General features: G+C 66.9%; 21 protein-coding genes and 2 pseudogenes. 14 read left to right on the top strand and 9 right to left on the bottom strand.

Going from position 1 to position 20,940, the window contains the following annotated elements; all coding sequences use genetic code 11:
• Positions 1–125 precede the first annotated feature (125 nt).
• Positions 126–697, bottom strand: a pseudogene (locus EF294_RS22715) (hypothetical protein).
• A gap of 66 nt (positions 698–763) precedes the next feature.
• Here EF294_RS22715 and EF294_RS13390 point away from each other — a divergent pair.
• Both EF294_RS13390 and EF294_RS13385 read left to right on the top strand, forming a co-directional pair.
• Positions 764–1,261, top strand: a complete 498-nt coding sequence (locus EF294_RS13390) for a sensor histidine kinase (RefSeq protein WP_246007844.1) — start codon at positions 764–766, stop codon at positions 1,259–1,261.
• Positions 1,258–1,898: pseudogene (locus EF294_RS13385) on the top strand (response regulator); the annotation flags it as partial. The gene EF294_RS13390 and the pseudogene EF294_RS13385, both read left to right, overlap by 4 nt.
• A gap of 44 nt (positions 1,899–1,942) precedes the next feature.
• On the opposite strand, the gene EF294_RS13380 reads toward EF294_RS13385, so the two are convergent.
• The gene (locus tag EF294_RS13380) at positions 1,943–2,230 is read right to left on the bottom strand and encodes a zinc-binding dehydrogenase (RefSeq protein WP_246007843.1); all 288 of its coding nucleotides are present in this window, start codon (positions 2,228–2,230) and stop codon (positions 1,943–1,945) included.
• Positions 2,231–2,470: 240 nt separating this feature from the next.
• A complete protein-coding gene (locus EF294_RS13370) occupies positions 2,471–3,043 on the bottom strand; it encodes a TetR/AcrR family transcriptional regulator (RefSeq protein ID WP_185091071.1) in 573 nt (190 codons plus the stop codon).
• A 175-nt stretch (positions 3,044–3,218) separates the two neighbouring features.
• Between EF294_RS13370 and EF294_RS13365 the strand changes: the two genes are divergently transcribed.
• Complete coding sequence (locus EF294_RS13365; RefSeq protein ID WP_185091070.1) at positions 3,219–5,324, top strand: DUF3533 domain-containing protein; 2,106 nt, start codon at positions 3,219–3,221, stop codon at positions 5,322–5,324.
• Positions 5,325–5,348: 24 nt separating this feature from the next.
• Here the strand turns inward: EF294_RS13365 and EF294_RS13360 are convergent, their stop codons facing one another.
• The 3 genes from EF294_RS13360 to serS form a co-directional block, all read right to left on the bottom strand.
• The gene (locus EF294_RS13360; RefSeq protein ID WP_123930767.1) at positions 5,349–6,209 is read right to left on the bottom strand and encodes a DMT family transporter; all 861 of its coding nucleotides are present in this window, start codon (positions 6,207–6,209) and stop codon (positions 5,349–5,351) included.
• A gap of 3 nt (positions 6,210–6,212) precedes the next feature.
• Complete coding sequence (locus tag EF294_RS13355) at positions 6,213–7,238, bottom strand: DMT family transporter (RefSeq protein WP_123930764.1); 1,026 nt, start codon at positions 7,236–7,238, stop codon at positions 6,213–6,215.
• 100 nt (positions 7,239–7,338) lie between these two features.
• The gene (gene serS, locus EF294_RS13350; protein WP_123930761.1) at positions 7,339–8,595 is read right to left on the bottom strand and encodes a serine--tRNA ligase; all 1,257 of its coding nucleotides are present in this window, start codon (positions 8,593–8,595) and stop codon (positions 7,339–7,341) included.
• 394 nt (positions 8,596–8,989) lie between these two features.
• Here serS and EF294_RS13340 point away from each other — a divergent pair, with 394 nt between their 5' ends.
• On the top strand, positions 8,990–10,309 hold the full coding sequence (locus tag EF294_RS13340) for a septum formation family protein (RefSeq protein WP_123930758.1): 1,320 nt from the start codon (positions 8,990–8,992) through the stop codon (positions 10,307–10,309).
• 5 nt (positions 10,310–10,314) lie between these two features.
• Positions 10,315–10,665, top strand: a complete 351-nt coding sequence (locus EF294_RS13335; protein WP_123930755.1) for a metallopeptidase family protein — start codon at positions 10,315–10,317, stop codon at positions 10,663–10,665.
• A 43-nt stretch (positions 10,666–10,708) separates the two neighbouring features.
• Here EF294_RS13335 and EF294_RS13330 read toward each other — a convergent pair whose 3' ends face one another.
• Both EF294_RS13330 and pheA read right to left on the bottom strand, forming a co-directional pair.
• On the bottom strand, positions 10,709–11,410 hold the full coding sequence (locus EF294_RS13330; RefSeq protein WP_123930752.1) for a histidine phosphatase family protein: 702 nt from the start codon (positions 11,408–11,410) through the stop codon (positions 10,709–10,711).
• Complete coding sequence (gene pheA, locus EF294_RS13325; RefSeq protein WP_123930749.1) at positions 11,410–12,378, bottom strand: prephenate dehydratase; 969 nt, start codon at positions 12,376–12,378, stop codon at positions 11,410–11,412. Before pheA ends, EF294_RS13330 begins: the two co-directional genes overlap by 1 nt.
• Positions 12,379–12,531: 153 nt before the next feature.
• On the opposite strand from pheA, the gene EF294_RS13320 reads away from it, so the two are divergent.
• From EF294_RS13320 to EF294_RS13280, 9 genes are all read left to right on the top strand, one after another.
• A complete protein-coding gene (locus EF294_RS13320; protein WP_123930746.1) occupies positions 12,532–13,305 on the top strand; it encodes a DUF2470 domain-containing protein in 774 nt (257 codons plus the stop codon).
• A gap of 146 nt (positions 13,306–13,451) precedes the next feature.
• Positions 13,452–14,138: a hypothetical protein gene (locus EF294_RS13315; protein WP_246007842.1), complete on the top strand. Its 687-nt coding sequence runs from the start codon at positions 13,452–13,454 to the stop codon at positions 14,136–14,138.
• A 200-nt stretch (positions 14,139–14,338) separates the two neighbouring features.
• Positions 14,339–14,965 carry a winged helix-turn-helix transcriptional regulator gene (locus EF294_RS13310; RefSeq protein WP_123930743.1) on the top strand — a complete coding sequence of 209 codons (627 nt, stop codon included), beginning with the start codon at positions 14,339–14,341 and terminating at the stop codon, positions 14,963–14,965.
• Between the two features lie 69 nt (positions 14,966–15,034).
• Positions 15,035–15,640 carry a cold-shock protein gene (locus EF294_RS21675; protein WP_221182452.1) on the top strand — a complete coding sequence of 202 codons (606 nt, stop codon included), beginning with the start codon at positions 15,035–15,037 and terminating at the stop codon, positions 15,638–15,640.
• Between the two features lie 194 nt (positions 15,641–15,834).
• Complete coding sequence (locus tag EF294_RS13300) at positions 15,835–16,305, top strand: hypothetical protein (RefSeq protein WP_123930740.1); 471 nt, start codon at positions 15,835–15,837, stop codon at positions 16,303–16,305.
• Between the two features lie 221 nt (positions 16,306–16,526).
• Positions 16,527–17,324, top strand: coding sequence for a CPBP family intramembrane glutamic endopeptidase (locus tag EF294_RS13295; protein ID WP_123930737.1), 798 nt, complete (start codon positions 16,527–16,529; stop codon positions 17,322–17,324).
• Positions 17,325–17,484: 160 nt separating this feature from the next.
• Complete coding sequence (locus EF294_RS13290; protein WP_246007841.1) at positions 17,485–18,849, top strand: LCP family protein; 1,365 nt, start codon at positions 17,485–17,487, stop codon at positions 18,847–18,849.
• Positions 18,850–18,943: 94 nt separating this feature from the next.
• Complete coding sequence (locus tag EF294_RS13285) at positions 18,944–19,486, top strand: ferritin (RefSeq protein WP_123930734.1); 543 nt, start codon at positions 18,944–18,946, stop codon at positions 19,484–19,486.
• Between the two features lie 222 nt (positions 19,487–19,708).
• A complete protein-coding gene (locus EF294_RS13280; protein WP_246007840.1) occupies positions 19,709–19,912 on the top strand; it encodes a hypothetical protein in 204 nt (67 codons plus the stop codon).
• 20 nt (positions 19,913–19,932) lie between these two features.
• Here the strand turns inward: EF294_RS13280 and EF294_RS13275 are convergent, their stop codons facing one another.
• Complete coding sequence (locus tag EF294_RS13275) at positions 19,933–20,925, bottom strand: DUF5926 family protein (RefSeq protein WP_123930728.1); 993 nt, start codon at positions 20,923–20,925, stop codon at positions 19,933–19,935.
• Positions 20,926–20,940: the final 15 nt, after the last annotated feature.

Genomic DNA, 20,940 nt, shown 5'->3' with positions numbered 1-20,940 from the left:
GTCACGACTGCCCCTATCCCCAGTGACCATGACAGCCACCCGATCACGACCGCCCCCTCTCTCCACCGGGGGTCTCGGGTATCAGGGTAGGACGGGCTGCTCGACCATCGGGGGGAGATTCTCGACTATCGGGCGGGGCAGGCCCCCTCGCCCATCGGGGAAAGGTTGTCGAACATCAGGCCAACCCCGACCTCACCGCTTCCCCCATCCTGGTCGTCGGCCGTCGAAGAACAACTGCCAAACCGGACCGGTCACCAACCAGATGACGGTGACCACTCCGAGTATCCCGAATGTCCCACGGAGCTCGGCGGCTTGCTGATCGTCGGCCACGGTCACCGACAGGAGCAACACCGCGCCCGCGGCGATCGCTGCCGCGATCAGCCACTGCCCGAACAGCACCAACTCGTGGCGCATGGCGGCAGCACCGCCGCGAGGTGGTCGGGCCGGCGCCGGTGCATCTGCGAACCAGTGGGCGAAGCGTGCGTCGGCCCAGGGTGATGATCGAATGGCCGAAGGCCACGGTGACACCGAGATAGATCCCGGCCAGCCGGTACACCGTCGTGACCTCGGTGCCGTGCGAAAGGTCTACGGCCACAGCGGCGAGCAAGAACAGGTCCACCAACGGCACCAGCGCCAACACCACCGTCGACGCCCGGCGTCTGCGCAGGATGTACCGAATCGACAGCCCGGCGCGCAGAACGCCGCCCTCACGGGGAAGGCGTTGGCCGCGGTCCGGACGAGCAGCGTGGAGGCGCTGACCGAGATGCGCGGGCTGATCGACCTGCTCTCCGACGGCAGCGAGCAGAGCACCGACGGCCGACACACCACTGCCGGTCTGCGACGTATCGATCGGCTGACCGAACCGATCGCCGAGTCCGGCACCGACATCACCATGGAGATACCGGCCACGATCACCGCCGCCGACGGCGTCGATGCATTACCGCCGGTCGTCGACATCGCCGCGTTCCGCATCGTCGCCGAAGCACTGACCAACGCTGCCACACATGCACCGGGACAACCGATTCGAGTGAGGATCACCCATACCGATGACGCCCTGGTCCCCGACATCTGTAATCGACTCGCTGCCCATCACGATCACCATCGGGCCGGCGATCGTCACACCGGACGCGGCCTGGTCGACATGCGCACTCGCGCCCACGCGGTCGGCGGAAGGCTCAGCGTCAAGCGCGACGCCGACGGATTCCGGGTCACTGCAACGCTTCCAACAGCTCACCTCGAAGCAGAGACGTTCCACCCGTGACGACGATCCTGATCGCCGACGACCACGCCGCCATCAGGGCCGGGCTGCGGATGATGCTCGAGCCGGACGAGGGGATCGACGTCATCGGGGAGGCCATCGACGGCGACCAGGCGATCACCGGCGCCCGCGAGCTACGCCCCGACGTCGTACTGATGGACGTCCGGATGCCCGGGACCGATGGCTTCCGCGCCACCGAAGTGATTGTCGGCGAGACTATCTGCCCGGTCGTCGTCCTCACGACCTTCGACCTCGACGGGTACGTCTTCGGCGCGCTGCGGGCCGGGGCGAGTGGCCTTCTGCTGAAAACGGCGTCGGCGGAAGCCATCATCGAAGCCGTTCGCGCCGTGGTGCGTGGTGACGCGGCATTGTCGCCGGAGGTCACCCGCCGCGTCGTCGACGCCGTCCGGACCACGCCCGGCGGCTCGCCCACTCCCCCGCCCACCACTTTCGACGATCTCACCGCCCGCGAGGGAGACGTATTGCGGTGCCTTGGAGATGGTTTGGCCAACGCGGAGATCGCGTCGACGCTGTTCATCACCGAGGCGACGGTGAAGACGCACGTGTCGCGGGGTTGATGAAACTCGGACTGGAGTCACGGATGCAGGCTCCGATCCTGGCGCGCGACCTGGGTGGCGTGTGCGTGTCAGATCCTGGCCTCCGACGGTCGATGAGCGTGCGCCGTCACGGGATCAGCACGATCTTTCCGTGCGTGTGGCGCTTCACCAGGTCTCGGTAAGCCTCGCGCACCTGAGCCAATGGGTAGGTGGCGGCGACCGGGATCATGAGCTCTCCAGCCGCGATCGACGATGCGAGCCGGCGCAGCGTAGCCGCACTCTGTGCCTGCGCATGGCCGTCGCTCTTGACGCCGAATTCCTCGACGGCCGCGACATCGATGATCGTATTGCTCCGATCGGGAGCAACACCGAGATCGATGGCCGCCCAGCAAACCGGCTCTGCAGGTAGGTCCACGCGTCGGCGCTGAACGGCCCGATGGCGCGGAGGTGATCGTCACCTCGGTAGACGTGTAGCACTGCGGAAAGCCCACGGCTGCAATAGCTTCTCGCAAGTCCGACGACGTCGCCGACCAGCATCACCCCGTCGCCGCGGCCGTCGGCGTCACCGATACCGATACCGATACCGATACCGAGCATCATGGGTGTGCGCGGTGTCACGACCGATCCCATGACGTGCGATAAACCGCCGAGCACTTCAGCGGCGCGTACCGCGCCCTTCGGCCAATTGCGTCAAACCGGCCAGGAGCGTGGACGCCTGCTCGTCGGGCGGAACAGCCCCCGGGGATGCGGCCCACGCCGCGAGTATCTCCATGAAGCCGCCGAGCAGGAATGTGGTCAGTGTGTCCGCGGAGACCGATCCCGACCCATTGACGCCCGAACGCAGACTCACGACGATCTCCTCGCACTGCGGCCGCAGCCGCGACCGAAAGACCTCTGCACATCGCTGAGAAGCCAGACTGGGATAAAGATTTCGGTAACACTCCATGTTGTCGACGACGAAGCCCATCAGCGCCGCGATCACCTCCTGTGGACCGGCATCCACATCGACGGCTTCGTCGAGCCGATCGACCACCGCGGCCACGATCGCGTCGTCACGATCGGTGAAGTGCAGGTAGAAGGCCGGACGGCTCACGCCAGAGAGCCGCACGATGTCGCTCACCGAGATCGTTTCCACGCGACGGTCGAGTGTCAACCGCCACGCGGCAGCCTTCAGTTCACCGCGGGCTTTCTCCGCCCGTGGATCGAGGCTGGCTGACCGGGATGCCACGCCCCGAACACTAGCAGCCACCACCCTGTTGTTTACAAGTGTCTATGACAGCGCTAGCATTGCCGTCATCAGCGGTTCTCCGTCGGATTCACCGGCGCATCCGGCATCGCGGCTCGCGCGCCCCGGAGACCTCCGACACCCAGATCCACAACCAGTCCTCTCAGTGAGGTTCGTGATGAGCGAAACAGCCAACCCGACAACTAGTTCCGACGACAGTTCGGCCGAGTTGCCAAGTGACGACACCAGCCCGTTCCCACCCGACCCCCGATCGCCCAAGAAGGTCTTCCTGGGCGCGCTGATCTTCCCGATCTTCATGATGGTGGTCATGCCGCTTCTCTACAGCTGGGGGCTGCACTCCCCGACGCCACACGACATGAAGGTGGCGATCATCGGCGACACGAGCACCTCCCAGCAGGTTGCCTCGGCGATCACCACCCAGTCCGACGGCAGCTTCGCGGTGAGTACCGTCGCGGATCCGGGAGCGGCTCGCGCGGCGATCGACAATCTCGCCATCCGGGGTGCCTGGAACCCGGCCACCAACGATATCTATGTGGCGTCGGCGGGCGGACCCATAGCCAGCAACACGGCCGAGTCGTTCCTGAGTGCCGTTGCGAAGAAACAGAATCCGGACAGACCGGTGAACGTCATCGACGTCATCCCGCCGAACGGCAACGACAAACTGGCCAACTCACTGCTCTTCGTCGGCTTGGCTGCGGTCCTTGGCGGTTTCTCGTTCGCGTCGGCGCTGCGCATCGCGGTGGGCGGATTGAGCCTGCGGGTCGAGCTCATACTTCTGGCGGTCTTCGGCGCGTTGCTCACCACGATTCCGACCTTCATCGCCTACTCGGTGTACGGCAGCCTCGATTCCGGATTCATCAAAGCCGCGCTCCTCGCGTATGCGGGTCTGCTCACCGTGGGGTGTTTCCACCTCGGATCCATGCGGCTCATCGGACCACTCGCGATCATCCCGACCGTATTTATCATGGTGCTGATGGGAATACCGGCCTCGGGCGCGGCGATACCCGCCGAGATGGTGCCCGGCTTCCTCGGCACCATGAACCGAATCCTGCCCACCCCGGCACTGCTCGATGGTCTGCGACGACTCATCTACTTCCCCGACGCCGGTATGGGCGCCACCCTGTCCACCCTGGCACTGTGGGCACTGCTGGGAATGGTGATGATCGCCCTGGCGGCGATGCGTCACTCGGCCAAGCCGGAGGAGAACAGCCTCCAGGGCCCCGGCTTCCAGCATTTCTTCGGCGACAATCGGGAGGTCACCGCGGCACAGCACGCGCGGCGCAAGGCACTGGCCGGCGCCGCCGTGGTCCCGATCTTCCTCGTGACCTGCCTGCCGCTCACCTTCATCGGACTGTTTCACAACCCGACGCCGCACGAGATGAAGGTCGCCATCGTCGGCACTGATCAGGCTGTGACACAACAGCTCACGACCCAGCTCGAGAAGGTCACCGGCAACGGGTTCGACTTCACGTCGGTCCCTGATGCCGATACCGCGCGAAACCAGTTGCACCAGCTGGAGATCCGCGGCGCCTACGATCCCGCGACCGCAACGCTCACCATCGCCGGTGCCGGCAACCTGCAGGCCACACAGGTGGTCAAGCAGACCTTCGGTCCGGTGGCAGCGTCGTCGGGCAAGACGCTACAGGTCGACGACATCGCGCCGTTGCCCACGAGCGACCTCGTCGGTGCCGGCGTGCTCTACCTCGGCCTCGGAGCCATCCTCGGCGGCTACCTGAGCGCGATGATCGCCTATATGCTGGGCCGCGGCCTGGGCCTGCGATGGCAAGTCGGCGCGATCGTCGTGATCTCGGCGGTGTGCGCCCTCGCGCAGGTCCTCATCAGCTACCAATGGATCGGCATCCTGCACCACAACGAGATCGCGGTCGCGGCAACGTTGTTCGTGATCGCCCTGACGTGCGGCCTGTTCCAGCTCGGCGGGTCGATGCTCATCGGGCCACTGATGATGGTGGTCAGCATGCTCGTACTCATCTTCCTCGGCGTCTCATCCTCGGGCATAGCGGTGGGCACCGACATGGCGCCGGCGTTCTATCGGGTGCTGCATCCGATCCTGCCGACGTCCAACGGATTTGAGGCGCTCAAACGCATCGCCTACTTCGACGGCGCCGACGCGTGGTCGAAGAACCTGTGGATCCTGGTCCTCTGGTTGGCGGTCAGCGCCGCCATGGTGGTCGGTGGGGTACTCCTCAAGCGTGCCGGACGTGGTCCCACCCCGCCGCCGATCAACATGGAACCCGAGCAGTAGGACAGATGGCGGTGACGTGGCGGCTCAGCCCGCCGCCTCCACATCCGCCACCGCCGACGACATGGCGACGATGATGGCACCGGCGATCGCCACAAAGAACGCGACGGCGGCGACCACCGCCCAGCCGTGACGGACGGTGTCGCCGAGTAACACGATGCCCGCGACGCCGGGCACCACGGTCTCCCCGACCACCAGGGACGCCGCGGCGGCGCTGACCGACCCGGTCTGTAGTGCGACGGTGAACAGGTAGAACCCGCCCACCCCGCACACCACGACCGCGTAGGCGGCCGGATCGGTCAACAGTCGGCCGAGGTCGAACGGGGAGACACCGTCGACGACACGCACTGCGATCGCGAGAACCCCGAACAGCACGCCACCGAGCAGACCGGCCCCGACGGCGACGCGCGCTCCGGAGAACCGCATCACCACCAGACCGAATGCGATCAGCACGGCACCGGCGATCAGCACACCCCAATGCAGGGATCGTCCGGCGTCGTCGTGACCCTCGTCGCCGGCCGCGATACCGAGGACGGTGAGCGCGGCGATGACCAGAACGATGCCCGTCCAGTCACGCACCGACAGCCGGGCGTGCAGCACCACCATCGCCAGCAGCGCGGTGACCACCAGATTCGCGGCGATGATCGGCTGCGCGACAAACAGTGGCATGGTGCGCGCCGCAACCATGTTCCCGATGAATCCGAGCGCGTCGAGAGCGAAGCCGATCAGGAACGAGACGGTGATCATAGCCGCGAACGTCGAGGCTGCGCTCGGCACCTCGTCATGCTGTGCACCGTCGTCGACCTCGGCGGCACCGCGCGCCTGCAGCACCGACGCGGTGCCGTAGGCCAGGGCGGCGAGCACGGCGGCGATGAACCCGACGATCACGCCTCAGTCCTTGCCGGTGCCGTGATCGGAGCCCGATTCCAATGCCGCACGCGGCGGCGCGGATTCGAGCGGACGCGGCCGATGCTCGTGGTGGTAGGCCGCAGCCTCGGCGTGCTCGACGGCCTGCACCGCACTCGACGACGACACGATGACACCGCCGATGACCGCGGCGATGAACGCGATGGTGGTGGGGATCTCCCAGCCGTTGGTGATGGTGTCGCCGAGCAGCAGGATGCCGATCGCACCCGGGATCACCGTCTCCCCGACGACGAGCGCGGCGGCGGCACCGTTGACCGAGCCGGTCTGCAACGCCACGGTGAACAGGTAGAAGCCGAGAATGCCGCTGAAGGCGAGTCCGTAGAGCGCCGGGTCGGTGAGTAGATGTGACGCAGAGAACGGCGAGAGGCCGTGCAGGACACGCGAAGCCACCGCCATGACGCCGAACATCGCGCCGGCGACGAGCCCGGTGGCCGAGGCGATGTGTTTGTGCAGCACCCGCATCAACACCAGCCCGAGGCCGAACAGCACGAACGTCGCGACCAGCGTCGCCCAGTGCATCCACTGCTCGTTGCGGGTTCCCTCGGGTCCCGCGCCGACGGCGAGCAGGACGAGCGCGGCGATGACGACCGTGCCCGCGAACCAGTCCCGCGTCCGCAGCGACACGTGCAGGATCACCATGGCAAGCACGGCGGTGACCACCAGCCGCGCGGCGATGATCGACTGCGAGAGGAACAGCGGAATGAGCCGCGCGGAGAGAATCGTTGCGCCGAAACCGATCACGTCGAAGAACAGACCCAGCAGAAACGGCCATTTGATCATGGTGCGGGCCGTGGATCGCAGACTCGGATGCGCCCGCTTGGCGGCCTTCGTCGTCGTCGCGGTCGCCGTGCCGCCGGAGTTCGCCGGGGCGGCGGCGCGCTGTTCGGCGGCTTCTCGTCGGGCGGTCCATTCGGCGGCCATCGACTGCAGGACCGCGGCCAACGCGAACGCCACCGAGCCGATGACCGCGGCGATGACACCGGCCATCATCGCGCACTCACCGCCATCTCCGGCGTGGCCGTCCCCACGCGGCTGTCATCCCTGCGCGACCGTCATGTCATGCCCATCTGTGCGCTACCCGATCCCGCCATCATGCCGGGGTCAGCACCTCCGTGCCGACAAACCGGGCCAACTCCTCGGGCAGACGTACCGAGCCGTCGGGCTGTTGATGGTTCTCCAGGATTGCGACGAGCCATCGGGTGGTCGCCAGCGTGCCGTTGAGGGTCGCGGCAGTCTGCGGTTTCCCGGACTCGTCGCGGTAGCGGATCGAGAGCCGTCGGGCCTGGAACGTCGTGCAGTTCGACGTCGAGGTCAGCTCACGGTAGGTGCTCTGCGTCGGAACCCATGCCTCACAGTCGAACTTGCGGGCTGCCGACGATCCCAGGTCACCGCCGGCGACGTCGATGACGCGGTAGGGCACGTCGATCGCGGCCAGCATCTCCTTCTCCCACGCCAGCAGTTTCTGGTGTTCGGCCTCGGCGTCCTCGGGTTTGCAGTAGATGAAGCCCTCGACCTTGTCGAACTGGTGCACGCGGATGATGCCCCGGGTGTCCTTGCCGTAGGAGCCGGCTTCGCGGCGGAAACACGTCGACCAGCCGGCGTAGCGCTTCGGCCCGTCGGACAGGTCGAGGATCTCGTTCATGTGATAGCCGGCCAACGGCACCTCCGAGGTGCCGACGAGGTACAGGTCGTCCTCCTTGTCGAGGTGATAGACCTCGTCGGCGTGGGCGCCGAGGAATCCGGTGCCGCCCATGACCTCCGGGCGGACCAGCACCGGCGGGACCATCAACGTGAAGCCGTTGGCGGTGGCCTTCTGCGCCGCCATGGTGAGCAGGCCGAGCTGCAGCAGCGCGCCCTGGCCGGTGAGGAAGTAGAACCGCGACCCCGACACCTTCGCGCCGCGCTCCATGTCGATCAAACCGAGCGACTCGCCGAGTTCGAGATGGTCCTTCGGGTTCTCGATGGTCGGCGGCTCCCCGACGTGCTCGAGCACCACATAGTCGTCCTCGCCGCCGGCCGGAGCGCCCTCGACGATGTTGGAGATCGCGATGTGCGCGGCCTGCGACCGTTCGTCGGCCTCGTTCTGGCGCGCGACCGCGGCCTTGACCTGCTCGGCGAGCTCCTTGCCCTTGGCCAGCAGCGCGGTCTTCTCCTCGCCCGATGCCTTGCCCACCTGCTTGCCCAACGCCTTCTGCTCCGAACGCAGGGAGTCGGCCTCGACGATCGCCGCACGTCGCGCGGCGTCGGCGTCGAGGAGTTGGTCCACCAGGCCGGAGTCCTCGCCACGAGCCTGCTGCGAGGCGCGGACACGGTCGGGATCTTCGCGCACAATCTTGAGGTCGATCACGATCTCAAACCCTACTTGACCTGGCCGGGCACGCCCGGATCAGGAGTGCGGAGCTCAGCGCCGAGTCACCGGTGTCACTGGGTGAGGCAATCGTCGCGCCCGAATATCACGGCCGTGTCGTGGGCCGGTGGGTGTACCTGCGTGCGGGTCGGCGTGGCCGTGGTAGGCCTCAAGCGTCAGCGGCGAATCACCGGACTGATGTGCAGGTCGACGAGCACTCCGGCGAGCAGATGGGCCGCGAGATCGGTGGCCGCACACCGGCGGCCAGGTCGAACAGGCGGGTTCTTGTGCGACGACCTCCGGATCGGCCACGCCGGGTTCGGGACTGCTCACCTGGCCATGTGTGGACGGGGGCACTCGGTGATCGCCGGGTCACCAGGCATCATGGAGGACGATGAGTGACGAAGCCGACCGCGACGAGGCGGACGAGGACCAGGCGAACGAGCTCCAGTCGAACGAGACCGTCGACCTGAGTAAGTCCGGCGATCGGGCGGCGAACGAGCCGACCACCCGGTTCGCGCCGATCGCCGACGACCCCGCGACCCGACCACAGGCGTGGTCAGCGGCCGAGGTGAACGACGACTCGGACGCCACGGGTGTCGGGGACACCACTGATGACGAGGGCGCCGGTCCGGCCCCGGCCAACTCCCACGGCCGGCTGCAGCGCAATGCGGTGCGGGTCGGGCTGGCCGCGATCGTCGTCGGCGCCCTCGTTGCCGCCGGGGTGGCGTTCGCCATGGGCGTATTCAACGATCGCGGCAGCGTGGGTGGCACCGACATCGGACAGAGTGAACGCCTCGCGGAGAACGCGTTCACCCGATCGGTCGCCGGGGACTGCCTGACCTGGCCGGAGAATCGTCCGGGCGATCCGGCGAAGGTCGACTGTGCCACCGAGCATCGGTTCGAGGTGGCCGGCGCCCTGAACACCGCGCTGCTGCCGGGGTCGGAGTTCGGCGACTCCGCGTCGTGGCCGGGGCCCGAGCGATTCGGCCAGATCCGCGACGAGCAGTGCCCGGTGATCGTCAACCGGTACCTCAACGGTCGTCTCGATCCCGACGGCCGGTTCTCGGTGGGGCTGATGTACCCGTCGGATCAGCAGTGGGCCAAGGGCGCTCGCGAACTGCGCTGCGGTCTGCAGATCACCGGTGCCGATGGCACGCCACAGTTGTTCTCCGGCAAGGTCGGCGAGCAGGACCAGTCCTTCCAGTGGCCGGCAGGCACCTGCATCGGCATCGATGCCGCGACGCGACGCGTCGCGTCGCCACCGACGGTGGTCAATTGTTCGGAGCCACATGCCTTCCAGACCACCGGCATCGTCGATCTCGCACAGCGTTTCGGTGACGCCACCTCGGGGAAACCGTGGCCGGGCGAGAAGGCGCAGAACGAGTATCTGACGACGATCTGCCCCGGTCAGGCCGAGCGATTCGTCGGCGGCAAGCAGAAACTCGACGCCACCACCCTGAACACCCAGTGGTCGGTGATCAGCGAACCCCGCTGGCTGTCGGGAAGCCGAAAGGTCGTGTGCTTCTTGGGTCTTCCCGATCGCGGCGGCTTCGCGACCCTCGTCGGAGACGCGCGCGGCACCGTCCTGGTCAACGGCAAGGTCCCGCAGCCGCCCGCGCCGGGCCCGTCCGGGCGCGCGACTCCGACGCCGGTACCGCTGCCACCGGGGGTCACCCCGAATCCGTTCGAGACCGCCGCTCCGGCCGGGTAGCACCCATGGCCGTACACATGCGCGACGAGAAATTCGAAGAACTCGTCGGGGACGCCCTCGACGCGATCCCGTCCGAGCTCACCGACGCGATGAGCAACGTGGTGATCCTGATCGAGCCGCGCAACCCCGATTCCCCGAACATCCTGGGACTGTATTCCGGTGTGGCACTGACCAAACGGACCCACGACTACGGCGGGTTCCTGCCCGACACGATCCACATCTACCGGGAGCCGATCCTCGCCATGTGCCACACCCGCGAGCAGGTGGTGCGGGAGGTGGCGATCACCGTGATGCACGAGGTCGGGCACCATTTCGGTATCGACGACGAGTGGCTGCATGCCAACGGGTGGGGCTGAGTGCCCTTCCTGCGTTGCGGGCGGTTCATAAGTCGCGGGCGGTTCAGCCCATCGGGTTGTCGCCCACCGAGTCGTCGGTGACGACAAGCGGCTCGTCGACGGCCTCGTCGAACGGCGCCCGGGTGGCGCCCCAGCGATGGCACACCCACAGACCGTCGCGAAACTCGAGTTCGACGCTGCCCGTGTTCGGCAGATGCGTCGCGGCGGCAAATTTCCCGTCGATCCCCGCCAACCGTGCGGCGACGAGTCGGATGGCCGCACCGTGGCTGACAACGACCACGTCGGTGGCGTCGGGACCGCTCAGGTAGGTGGCGGCAAGTTCGTCGATGGCCGGCAGGTAGCGGTCGTAGACCATCTGCAGCGATTCGCCGCCCGGGATGCGGGTGTCGGGGGCGCCGGAGTACCAGGCGTCGAGGACATCCCGGAACACCCCGTGCGCCTCGTCGTCGTTGCGATCTTCCAGATCACCGGCCTGCACCTCGTGGATGCCCTCGACGATGCGCGGCTGCACCTCCCACACCGAGCTGATCAGCTCGGCGGTCTGCTGGGCGCGCCGCGCCAGTGAGCTGACCAGGACGGCCGGGCGCTGCGGGTGCTCGGCGATGATCCCGCGGTTCTCCAGACCGTACCGAACAGCTTGGCGGACACCAAAATCGGTGAGCGCGGCTCCCGGCAACGCGGTGTCGAGGCGACGCATCACATTCGACGTCGTCTCGCCGTGGCGCACCAGGTGCAACCGAGCCATCAACCCTCCCCCCTCCGTATCCGAGCCAACCACTGCGCGTCGGCGTCATGGTCGGGTGGCGGGGTGCCACCGCCACCGCCCATCGGCCACGAACCGAGAAACGTTATCCGTTCGGAGCGCCGGTGCAGCGCCCGCAACGCCTCGGCGATCGCGTCGTCGTCGACGTGGCCGACCGCATCGAGGAAGAAACGGTACTGCCCGGGCATCGTCACCCCGCGTTCGAGATCACGCCGCGGTCGGGACTGGATTCTAGTGAGATCAATTCCCCGACAAGCAAATTCATTCATCGCCGACATCAGGCTGCCGGGCTCGTTGGCCAGTTCGAGGATCACCGACGAGCGGTCCGCCCCAGTGCGTGGCAGCGGCGCGGACGGACGCCCGACAAGCAGGAATCGGGTGACGGCGTCGGCAGCATCACTCACTCCGTCGGCCAACACCCCCAGCCCGGACAATTCCGCGGCGAGCCGGGTGGATACCGCCGCGTCGGCGCGCCCGTCGGCAGCGTCGACGGCGGCCGCCGCGTTGGACGTCGCGGTGACGAATTCGGCTCCCGGGAAGAGGTGTTCGATGCTATCCCGCACCTGCGCCGAGGCCACCGGGTAGGCGGCAATCGTGCGCACATCGGCGGCGGCGGTGCCCGGACGGGCGGCGATGGTGAAGGCGATGTCGAGGTTGCATTCAGCGAGGACCTGCACGCGCGGCACCACGGCGCGGAGGTCGGGCACCAGCGCGTCCATCGTGGCCGGCACCGACCCCTCCAGTGAGCTCTCGATCGGCACGCATGCGAACTCGGCGCGACCGGACCGGACCGCCTCGATGGTGGCAACCGGACTCTTCTCCGGCAGCTTCTCGATGTCACCCGCGGTGCCGCCGGTCAACGCAGACAAGAGTGACGCGTCGGCGAGGAACTTGTCCAGGGCCATCTCGGTGAAGGTTCCCGGCGGGCCGAAGTACGCGAACTGTGTCACAACAAGAGCCTAGTCGAGAACGCTGTCGAGAAGGCCTCGGCGCGAGTCGCACCATTGACGACAGCCGGACCAGGTTTTAGGTTAGGGTTACCTTTATTTCACTCGGTTCGGTGACGAACCGCAGGTGCCGCAGCACGACCAGTGAGGATCGCCATGACACGTGCCATCACCGACCGCCCGTCGGACGCCGAGGTGATCGCGACGGCCTGCCGCCGGGCCGATGCGGCCATCCTCGCCATGGAGGATCCGCGGCACACATCGAGCAGCGAGCCGACTCCAGTGGATCTGGTGCATTTGTTCGAGTCGCAGGCGTTCTTGCTCGTTCCGACCGACTGCGAGGCGATCGTGATGGCCGGCGATGCCGCCAATGGGGTGGCGGCGATGGTCGAGATCACCGACTGTGCGCCCATCGACCTACGCGAACCTGTCCGTTCGCTGGTCTGGCTGAACGGCACCGCCCACGCAGTGCCCCGCAACCTCGAGCGCGACCTGGCCGTCGAGATCGCCACCGAGCACCCCAACGGTGGCCTACTCGACATCGGTCACGGCCGGTCGATGATCCGGCTGCAGGTCGGTCGCGCCGTCGTCGCCAGCAGTTCTGGTGCCGCGGCCGTCGCGGCCGGCGAACTCGCCGTCGCCGACCCCGACCCGTTCTGGGAGTACGAGGGCGAGTGGATCGCCCACCTCGACGCCGACCACGCCGACGTCGTCGGCCAACTCGCCCGCAAACTCCCCCGTGACCTGCGCAAAGGCCGCGTGCGTCCGCTCGGGCTCGACCGCTTCGGCATCCGCTTTCGCGTCGAGGGCGCCGACGGCGATGCAGACGTCCGCCTCCCCTTCCCTCGCCCGGTCACCGACGTCGGCGAACTCTCCCGAGCGCTGCGCTCCCTGGCCGGCTGTCCGTTCATGAACAGCCTGCCGGACTGACCATCCCCGGTGGTCGAGGTGCGAGGCGCCCCAGGCGCCGAGCCTCGAGACCCCGGTAAGCCGACAACGAAGCACCACCCCGTTCACCGCTCCCCACCTCCCCGGGTCCTGCATGATGGCTGCCATGTGGCGCCAACTCGTCGGTTTTGCGGTCCTTCGCCGGAGCGTTGTCGGCCTTCATCGCGTCGATTGGTGGACTCGGTTTTTCCGGGCAGGGCTTCTCGGTGACGTGGGGGCCGGGCATCTACGACACCAGTTTCATTGATACCGACGTCGCTACATCACTTGCGGCCTCAGCAGCAATCGGCGCACTCCTCGGCTTCATCCTCGGAGTGGTGTTGTGGTGGGCACGCGTCCGCGTCTCCGGAGCGACCGACAACCGGCTCGGCCGCGTGGTGTGCGCAGGTCTACTCGGCGTGATCGTAGGGTTGTCGCCGGCGCTCGTCATCGTTGGCACCGCCTTCGCCGGACGCGTGGACTACGACGTGACCACACAGCTGGCCGCATACGGGATCAGCGCCGTCCTCGCCTACGTCCTCGGCGTCGCCGCCGTCTACCTGGTCCTGCGAATGTCGAGGGATTCCCGCAGGGAGACAACGGCATTGGCGACGGCAGTCGCATTGCCTCTCGGTGCGGCCGCCGCCACCGGGTCCGGTGTCGCAGTCGCGCGCCACCTCGGCTACACCACCGATATGACGACCTGGGTCGCGACCGCTCTCGCCGCCACCGCGGTCGTCGCCGCGACCTTCGCCCTCGCCCGTGGCTGGGCACTACGGACGGGGCCGACCGGAAGCGCCGCATCCGACCAGGATTCTCCGCAGCCGGCCCTGTGACCGACCCCCTGACCTGTTTTCAGTCATTCCCGAAGTAGCTGCGGCACAAAAGCCCAGGTCAGACCTCAGCCCAGGTCAGACCTCGCGTCTACTCTCGAAATGACTGAAAACAGGCGATCGCCGGGATCGAGCGGTGGCTACGACGTTCGCTCCGGCGAAATCACTTGACCAACTATTCTTCACTTGAGAAGATCAAGCACATGCGTAGCTACGGCCAGTACTGCGGGCTCGCTCGATCGCTCGAAGTGGTCGGCGACCGATGGAACCTGCTGATCGTTCGCGAACTTCTGATGTCCCCGGCTCGCTATCGTGATCTCCTCGACCGGCTTCCCGGCATCGCGACCAATCTGCTCGCCGGTCGACTCCGCGATCTCGAGACCGCCGGCGTTCTCGAACGCCGCCTGACAGGCACGGGCAGCACCGTCGAGTACGCGTTGACGCCGTGGGGCGCGCAGCTACGCGAACCGATCGAAGGCTTCATCCGCTGGTCGACTCCCCTGATGACCCGAGGCCCGGAGGGCGACGAATTCCGGCTCGAATGGCTGGCCCTCGCCGTTCCGGCGTTGCTCGACAGGCGCGTGACCGACCGCTCGGCGCCGACGATCGGGCTCGACGTGGGTGACGAGCCGCTGCAATTGCGAACGACGCGTTACGGATTCGAGGTCTTGCCGCACGACGGTCGCGACCTCGTCGCCACGGTGCGCGCCGAGCCCGCCTACGTTCTCGGACTGGCCGCAGGCGCCTTCACTCTCGACGACGCACTGGCGCTGTCGCTGATCGAGATCGACGGCGATAAGTCGGCTGTGCGCTCCGCGTTTGCCGGGTGAGATAGCCCGGCTAATCGGCATCGACCGGAACCACTTTCACCGAATCGCTTCCAGACTTACGGTGAAGGAATGTCGACAACGGGAGTGGTGACTGTCTGGCACCAGGCCGAGGGCTGGGGCATCGTCGAATCCCCTTCTCTGCCGGGTGCCGCCTCGACTGACTCGTTCCGGATCAGGGGCGAAGCTGTCGCTGACCACAGTGTTGGGCCCCGATTGGGATTCCGGCCGGGAACCGAGGTCGAGTTCGAATACTCACGCACCGAAACCCCGGTGAACGGATGCGATTTCGTCGTCCACTCCGTGTGGCCGGTCGGAGTCACCCCTCGGAAGCGTTCTCCCTCTCCGTATTCGGGAGCGTTGTGGAACAGCGTCGGCAAGGCCGGACCCGACGGCTTGACGACGATGCGTGAAGCTTCCATCGACGACTCGGAGGTTCTGCATGTGGAGAAGCCGACTCTGCCGAACACCGTGGGGACCGTTCGCGTCTGGCACAGCGAGGATGGTTGGGGTGTGCTCGATTCCGTGACCACACCGGGTGGTGCGTGGGCCCACTTCAGCGAGGTCGTCGGTGACGGATTCCGCTCGTTGAGCCCTGGGCAAGAGGTGGAGTTCGAGTACGAGAACAAGGGCCAGGACGGATACTCGTACCGGGCAAACAACATTCGCAGTTGCTGAACGAGGACACCTGAGGAGAGGACACCGCACATGTCGGTACAGCCGTGCTCGGATGAGGCGGCAGCGCAGTGGATCCTTGATCAGGACCGCGAGTGGTATGACCTGACGGCACGCGGTCCACTCGGGTATGAACAGACCGCGCGCCTTCGGTTCATCCCGATCCCGCCTATGTCGGTCAGCGCGAGAACGACGCCGTGATTCCCGACCACATCGCCTCTGGCCCAACCGAACTGTGGCAGATTGCCGTCGCGACGTCGCTCCTGCGAAGCCACACCGCCACTCCCGAGGACTGTTACTTCCTGATCTGGGAGGGGTGGCCCTACCCGGAGTACAAGTCGACAGCCGCCGCACAGGTGGACCTGCGCGGCGGGGTATTTGATTCCGAGACGATCGTCCGCAGCTACTACCTATTTCGCGGCAGCTCAGATCTTTTCGCGTGGACCGAACCGAGTGAGTCCGGTGCGCACCAACCGCCTCTGGAAAAGCTGCTGCCACTGCCTTCGTTCATCTGGCCGAGCGATCGCGCCTGGTGCATCACCAAGGACGTCGACCCGCATTTCGCAAGCATCGGCGCAAACACCCGGGCCGTCGACGAGTTGCTTTCGGACACTCGGATCGACGTCGTCGTGGACGACCCCACGAGCGAACCACCTCGATACACCTGACTCATCGCGTCACGGGGTACCGGGCATCGCCCCACGTCTCCTCCCTCTCGCCTGTTTTCAGTCATTCTCAAAGTAGCCTCGGCGCAAAACCCCAGGTCACGGCGCTCGGATACCTCACCCGATGACTGAAAACAGGCGACCGACCGCACCCAGCGCCCCATCAGCACCCCTACCCTCCGGATCTCCGCGCCTCACACATCCGCCCCGTAGGCTGACGTCTCATGCGACTCTCGTCCCTCGTGCGTCCCGCAGCACAGCAGGTCGTCGACGTGGTCACCGACCAGTGCGAGCGCCGCGGGCTGATCATCGAGTTGGTCATCGTCGGCATCCTCACCTTCGGCTTCTCGGCGATCTCGGCAATCCTGTCGCTGATCGAGCTGCAGATGACCAGCGGCGTCGGCAACGCGACGGTGGCACTCAATCCCAGCCAGTCCACGGTCGGCGCGATCGATTTCCTCCGACAACTCATGAGCGCCGTCCGCCTGTATGCGATCGGCGCTCTCGGCGTGTATCTGCTGTGGCGCGGCGGTGTCATCCTCGGCCGTGTGGGCCTCGGCCGCATCCGCACCCCCGACATCCCGCCCGGCCTGCTCCTGGCCGCTGTCATCGGCCTGCCTGGCCTCGGATTGGTGGCGGCCGCCCGCGCACTGGGGATCAACGCACATCTGATCCCCAGCGAGCCCGGCCCGTGGTGGCACTGGGTGCTCTACATCCTGCTCGCGATCGGGAACGCGGCCGCCGAGGAGATCGTCGTCGTCGCGTATTTCATCACGCGACTGCGCCAACTCGGGCTGTCGGAGAACGGGTCGCTGGCCGCCAGCGCGATCCTGCGTGGCGGATATCACCTGTACCAGGGCGTCGGCGCGGGCATCGGAAACGTGGTGATGGGACTGATCTTCGGCCGGTACTACCAGCTCACCAACCGGGTATGGCCGCTGGTCATCGCGCACGCGGTCATCGACGTCGTCGCATTTGTCGGATATGCACTGCTGCACAACCACCTGTCGTGGGTGGGGTGAGCTGCGCCCGCTGCGGTCACGACCCCGAACACAACCGCACGAATGACACGGGCACGCCTGAGCCATCGGTACATTCAATGAGGTGAACCAGCCAGAACCGCCGAATGCGGGACGACGCGGCGGCCCTCCGCCCGCCCCGCCGCGGCGGAATCCGGCACCGATGGGACCGCCCCCCTCGCACCAGGGCCCCCGGGGCCCGTACCCGCCGGGCCAATTCCCGCGCGGCGCCGATCGCCGACCCCCGGTTCCGCAGAACCCGCGGCCGTCCGGACGCCCCACACCTCCAACACCCGACGCCGCCGACCCGACGCGCCGGGTCGCACCACCGAACCGTCCGCGCAGCGACGTCTACGAACCACCGAAGGCCTATTCGGGCGTTCCCGGGTACGCACCGCCACAACAGCCCGAGCCGATCCCCGGACGCGAGCGGCCGGCCCGCAAGCCGGTGCCGGCGCAGAGCCGATCCGCCTCCGACGCGCCACCGCGCAGGCCGCGCCCCGACGCCCCGCGTCCGGTCGCCCCCAAGGAACCCGACCGGCGCAAGCGCGCGCTGCGTCGCCCGCGTGGCACCCGTCGCCTGACCCGCCGCAGGGTCGGGACCATCCTGCTGGTGTTACTGCTGGTCCTGGTGATCACGCCGGTGGCGTTGATGTTCTACTACGACTCCAAACTGCACCGGGTCGACGCACTCGCCCCGTACGCCGGTAAGCCTGCGAGCACCCCGGGGACCACCTGGTTGATCGTCGGCACCGATGCGCGCAGCGGCCTCACCGAGGAGCAACGCAAACAGTTGTCGACCGGTGACGACTCGGGTGCGCGCACCGACACCATGATGTTGATCTACAAGCCGCCGTCGGGGAAGGCGACGATCATCAGCATCCCGCGTGATCTCTACGTCCCGATTCCCGGGCAGGGCAGCCATAAGATCAACGCCGCCTTCAACTTCGGCGGCCCGACCCTGTTGATCCAGACCGTCGAAGGACTGTCCGGGGTGCACATCGACCACTACGCCGAGATCGGATTCGGCGGCTTCGACACCCTCGTCGACGCCGTCGGCGGCGTGCACATGTGCATCGACACCCCACTGCGAGATCCCAAGGCCGGGTTGAATCTCAAGGCCGGCTGCCAGACCCTGAACGGCACACAGGCATTGGGCTTCGTGCGCACCCGCGCCTTCGCCGACGCCGACCTCGTGCGCGTTCAGAACCAACGAAAGTTCTTGGCGGCGTTGATGGCCAAGGCGACCAGCCCATCGGTGCTGTTGAATCCGTTTCGGTTGTTTCCGTTGGTCAACGGCACGGTCGACACCCTGACCGTCGACAACGGCACGCACGTCTGGGATCTCGCGCAGCTCGCGTGGTGGCTACGCAGCTCACCGCAGACGATCACCACCCCCAACGGCGGTCCCGTCGACACCGACGACGGCAGTTCGTTGGCCGTCGACGACACGACAACACAGTTCTTCGACACTCTGCGTCGGGGTCGCCAGATCCCCCAGGAATACCTCAACCAGCCGGCCGGTTGACCCGGTCGGCGAAGCCCACAAGGTAGGCCAGACTCGCCTTTCTAAGGCTTCACTGGGATGAAATGCCCTGCTCACACCCTCTACCCTGTCCGCTATGAGCACTCCCGAACGCACCAAGTTCCACCAGTTGCTGCATGACCAGATCGGCAACGAGTTTGCCGCGTCGCAGCAATACATCGCCGCCGCGGTCTACTACGACAACCACGACATGCCGCAGTTGGCCAAGCACTTCTATGCGCAGGCCGTCGAAGAACGCAACCACGCGATGATGGTGGTGCAGTACTTCCTCGACCGCGACATGGAAGTCGAGATCCCCGGAATCGACGCTCCGCGTAACGATTTCGCCGACTATCGATCACCCATAGACCTGGCTCTGGAACAGGAGCGCCGGGTGACGCAGCAGATCGTCGACTTGGCCAAGTCCGCCCGCGACAGCGGTGACTACCTCGGCGAGCAGTTCATGCAGTGGTTCTTGAAGGAGCAGGTCGAGGAGGTCGCCACCATGACGACGCTGCAGACCATCGCCGAGCGCGCCAACGGCAACCTGTTCGATATGGAGAACTTCGTCGAGCGCGAGGTGAACGGCCCAGCCGCTCCCGATGCCACCGCGCCCACCGCGGCCGGCGGCAACCTCTGACCATCTGCCGTCATCCACCCTGCCCAATACCCGAGTAGACGGTTTGTTCCCGGAGCGGAAAGAAACTCTGGCGATATTCAGCCATTCTTCAGCAGCGTCGGGCAGGGTGGGCCCATGGCTTCATCGCGTAGGAACCCACAGAGAGGCATCAGCTCCCGAGCCGACCGACACACCACGGTGCCACGCTGGTTCGCCGCCATGGCAGCGGTGTACGGAACGGCCGTGACCTTCCTTGCCGTGGCGTTCCTCTTGGGGGCGAGTACGTGGCCGCATTCGGCCAGTGGCAGCGCCATCGCTGACGGGTTCGCCCGCTGGTGGCCGTCGGCGAGTCTGGCCGCGGCGATGGTGGCGATCATCCTCGTCACCTTCGGTGCGGCCGCCTCCCGCCGACGCCGCACCCGCCGGGCACGATTGCCACGCATCTGACGAACCGCTTGCGTTACGCCTCAGCGCAGCGTGACCTGCCGACCGCGGATGCCGTCGCGTGAACGGCGTTCTTCGACAGTCAGTTCAGTGGTCTGGGCGAGCGCATCGGTGAGCCACCCGTCGAACTGATCCAGCGCGTCGTACCACTCCTCGTGATGACGCTCGTTGTCGAGGTCGAACACCGGAACCAGCAGTCCGTGGGTGCGGAACGATCCGGCGAACCGCGAGCCCTCACCCAGGGTCAGCCGCCCCTTGGCGTGCAGACGCGCGAGGGCGGTCATGACGTCGTCCTCCGGTTCGGGTCGGACCCAGCGCAGGTGGGCTCGTTCTCCGGCATCGACCCACCAGGGCGCCCCGTTGCCGCTGTCGACGTGCATGCGTGCGGTGGGCAGTACGGTCTCGTTGGCGCGCTCGAGCATCGTCGCGATCTCCGGCGGCACCTCGTTGCCCGGCGGGAACCACCACGAGAAGTCGTTATGCACAATGATCGGCAACTGCGCATCGACGTCGAGGATGTCGGCGAGCTCGGGGCAGTCGGCCTCCTCGCCGCCGTGCCGGTACTCGTTTCCGGGGCCGGTGTGTGCAGCCCATTCGATGGCCGCCGCGAGCGCCCGATTCAGGTCATCGGGGTCGGGATCGGTCTGCAATGCCGCCAAACCCTCTGTGGCGCCGCGTACTTCACGGGTGATCGCCGCGACCGCGCCGGGCAGGATGGTAGCCAGCACGACGTTGTTGCGCGTCGCATCCGGTGCCTGCGGCGCCGGCGCGGTGTCGTCGGGCATCACCGACGTCAACTCCGGTTGCGGTGGTCCCGGCTCGACGAGGTCGAGCACCGCGGTCGCCGACGGGACGAAAGCGCGCAACGCCACCAGGTCGCACTCGGCGGCGAGGCCGGCGAACGGGCGCGGCGACGGCGTCAGTGCTGCCGCCGCCCGCGCCTTGCGTGCGGCCACCCGCTCGGCTCGATGACTTCCCGGACGCGGACCGCTGCCCCGCTTGCTCTTCTTGCCCATGGGACCACCCTCTCA

It is taken from the genome of Gordonia oryzae (assembly GCF_003797185.1).
GTDB lineage: Bacteria > Actinomycetota > Actinomycetes > Mycobacteriales > Mycobacteriaceae > Gordonia > Gordonia oryzae.
Note: the sequence above shows the minus strand (reverse complement) of the source record. Positions and strands in the feature narration are given on the sequence as shown.

Coding starts and splice junctions, on each gene's coding strand:
- EF294_RS13320 (WP_123930746.1), top strand. CDS start 12,532: ATGACACGTGCCATCACCGACCGCCCGTCGGACGCCGAGGTGATCGCG.
- EF294_RS13335 (WP_123930755.1), top strand. CDS start 10,315: ATGGCCGTACACATGCGCGACGAGAAATTCGAAGAACTCGTCGGGGAC.
- EF294_RS13330 (WP_123930752.1), bottom strand. CDS start 11,410: ATGGCTCGGTTGCACCTGGTGCGCCACGGCGAGACGACGTCGAATGTG.
- EF294_RS13340 (WP_123930758.1), top strand. CDS start 8,990: ATGAGTGACGAAGCCGACCGCGACGAGGCGGACGAGGACCAGGCGAAC.
- EF294_RS13290 (WP_246007841.1), top strand. CDS start 17,485: ATGGGACCGCCCCCCTCGCACCAGGGCCCCCGGGGCCCGTACCCGCCG.
- EF294_RS13275 (WP_123930728.1), bottom strand. CDS start 20,925: ATGGGCAAGAAGAGCAAGCGGGGCAGCGGTCCGCGTCCGGGAAGTCAT.
- EF294_RS13365 (WP_185091070.1), top strand. CDS start 3,219: ATGAGCGAAACAGCCAACCCGACAACTAGTTCCGACGACAGTTCGGCC.
- EF294_RS21675 (WP_221182452.1), top strand. CDS start 15,035: ATGTCGACAACGGGAGTGGTGACTGTCTGGCACCAGGCCGAGGGCTGG.
- EF294_RS13295 (WP_123930737.1), top strand. CDS start 16,527: ATGCGACTCTCGTCCCTCGTGCGTCCCGCAGCACAGCAGGTCGTCGAC.
- EF294_RS13310 (WP_123930743.1), top strand. CDS start 14,339: ATGCGTAGCTACGGCCAGTACTGCGGGCTCGCTCGATCGCTCGAAGTG.
- EF294_RS13390 (WP_246007844.1), top strand. CDS start 764: ATGCGCGGGCTGATCGACCTGCTCTCCGACGGCAGCGAGCAGAGCACC.
- EF294_RS13355 (WP_123930764.1), bottom strand. CDS start 7,238: ATGATGGCCGGTGTCATCGCCGCGGTCATCGGCTCGGTGGCGTTCGCG.
- EF294_RS13285 (WP_123930734.1), top strand. CDS start 18,944: ATGAGCACTCCCGAACGCACCAAGTTCCACCAGTTGCTGCATGACCAG.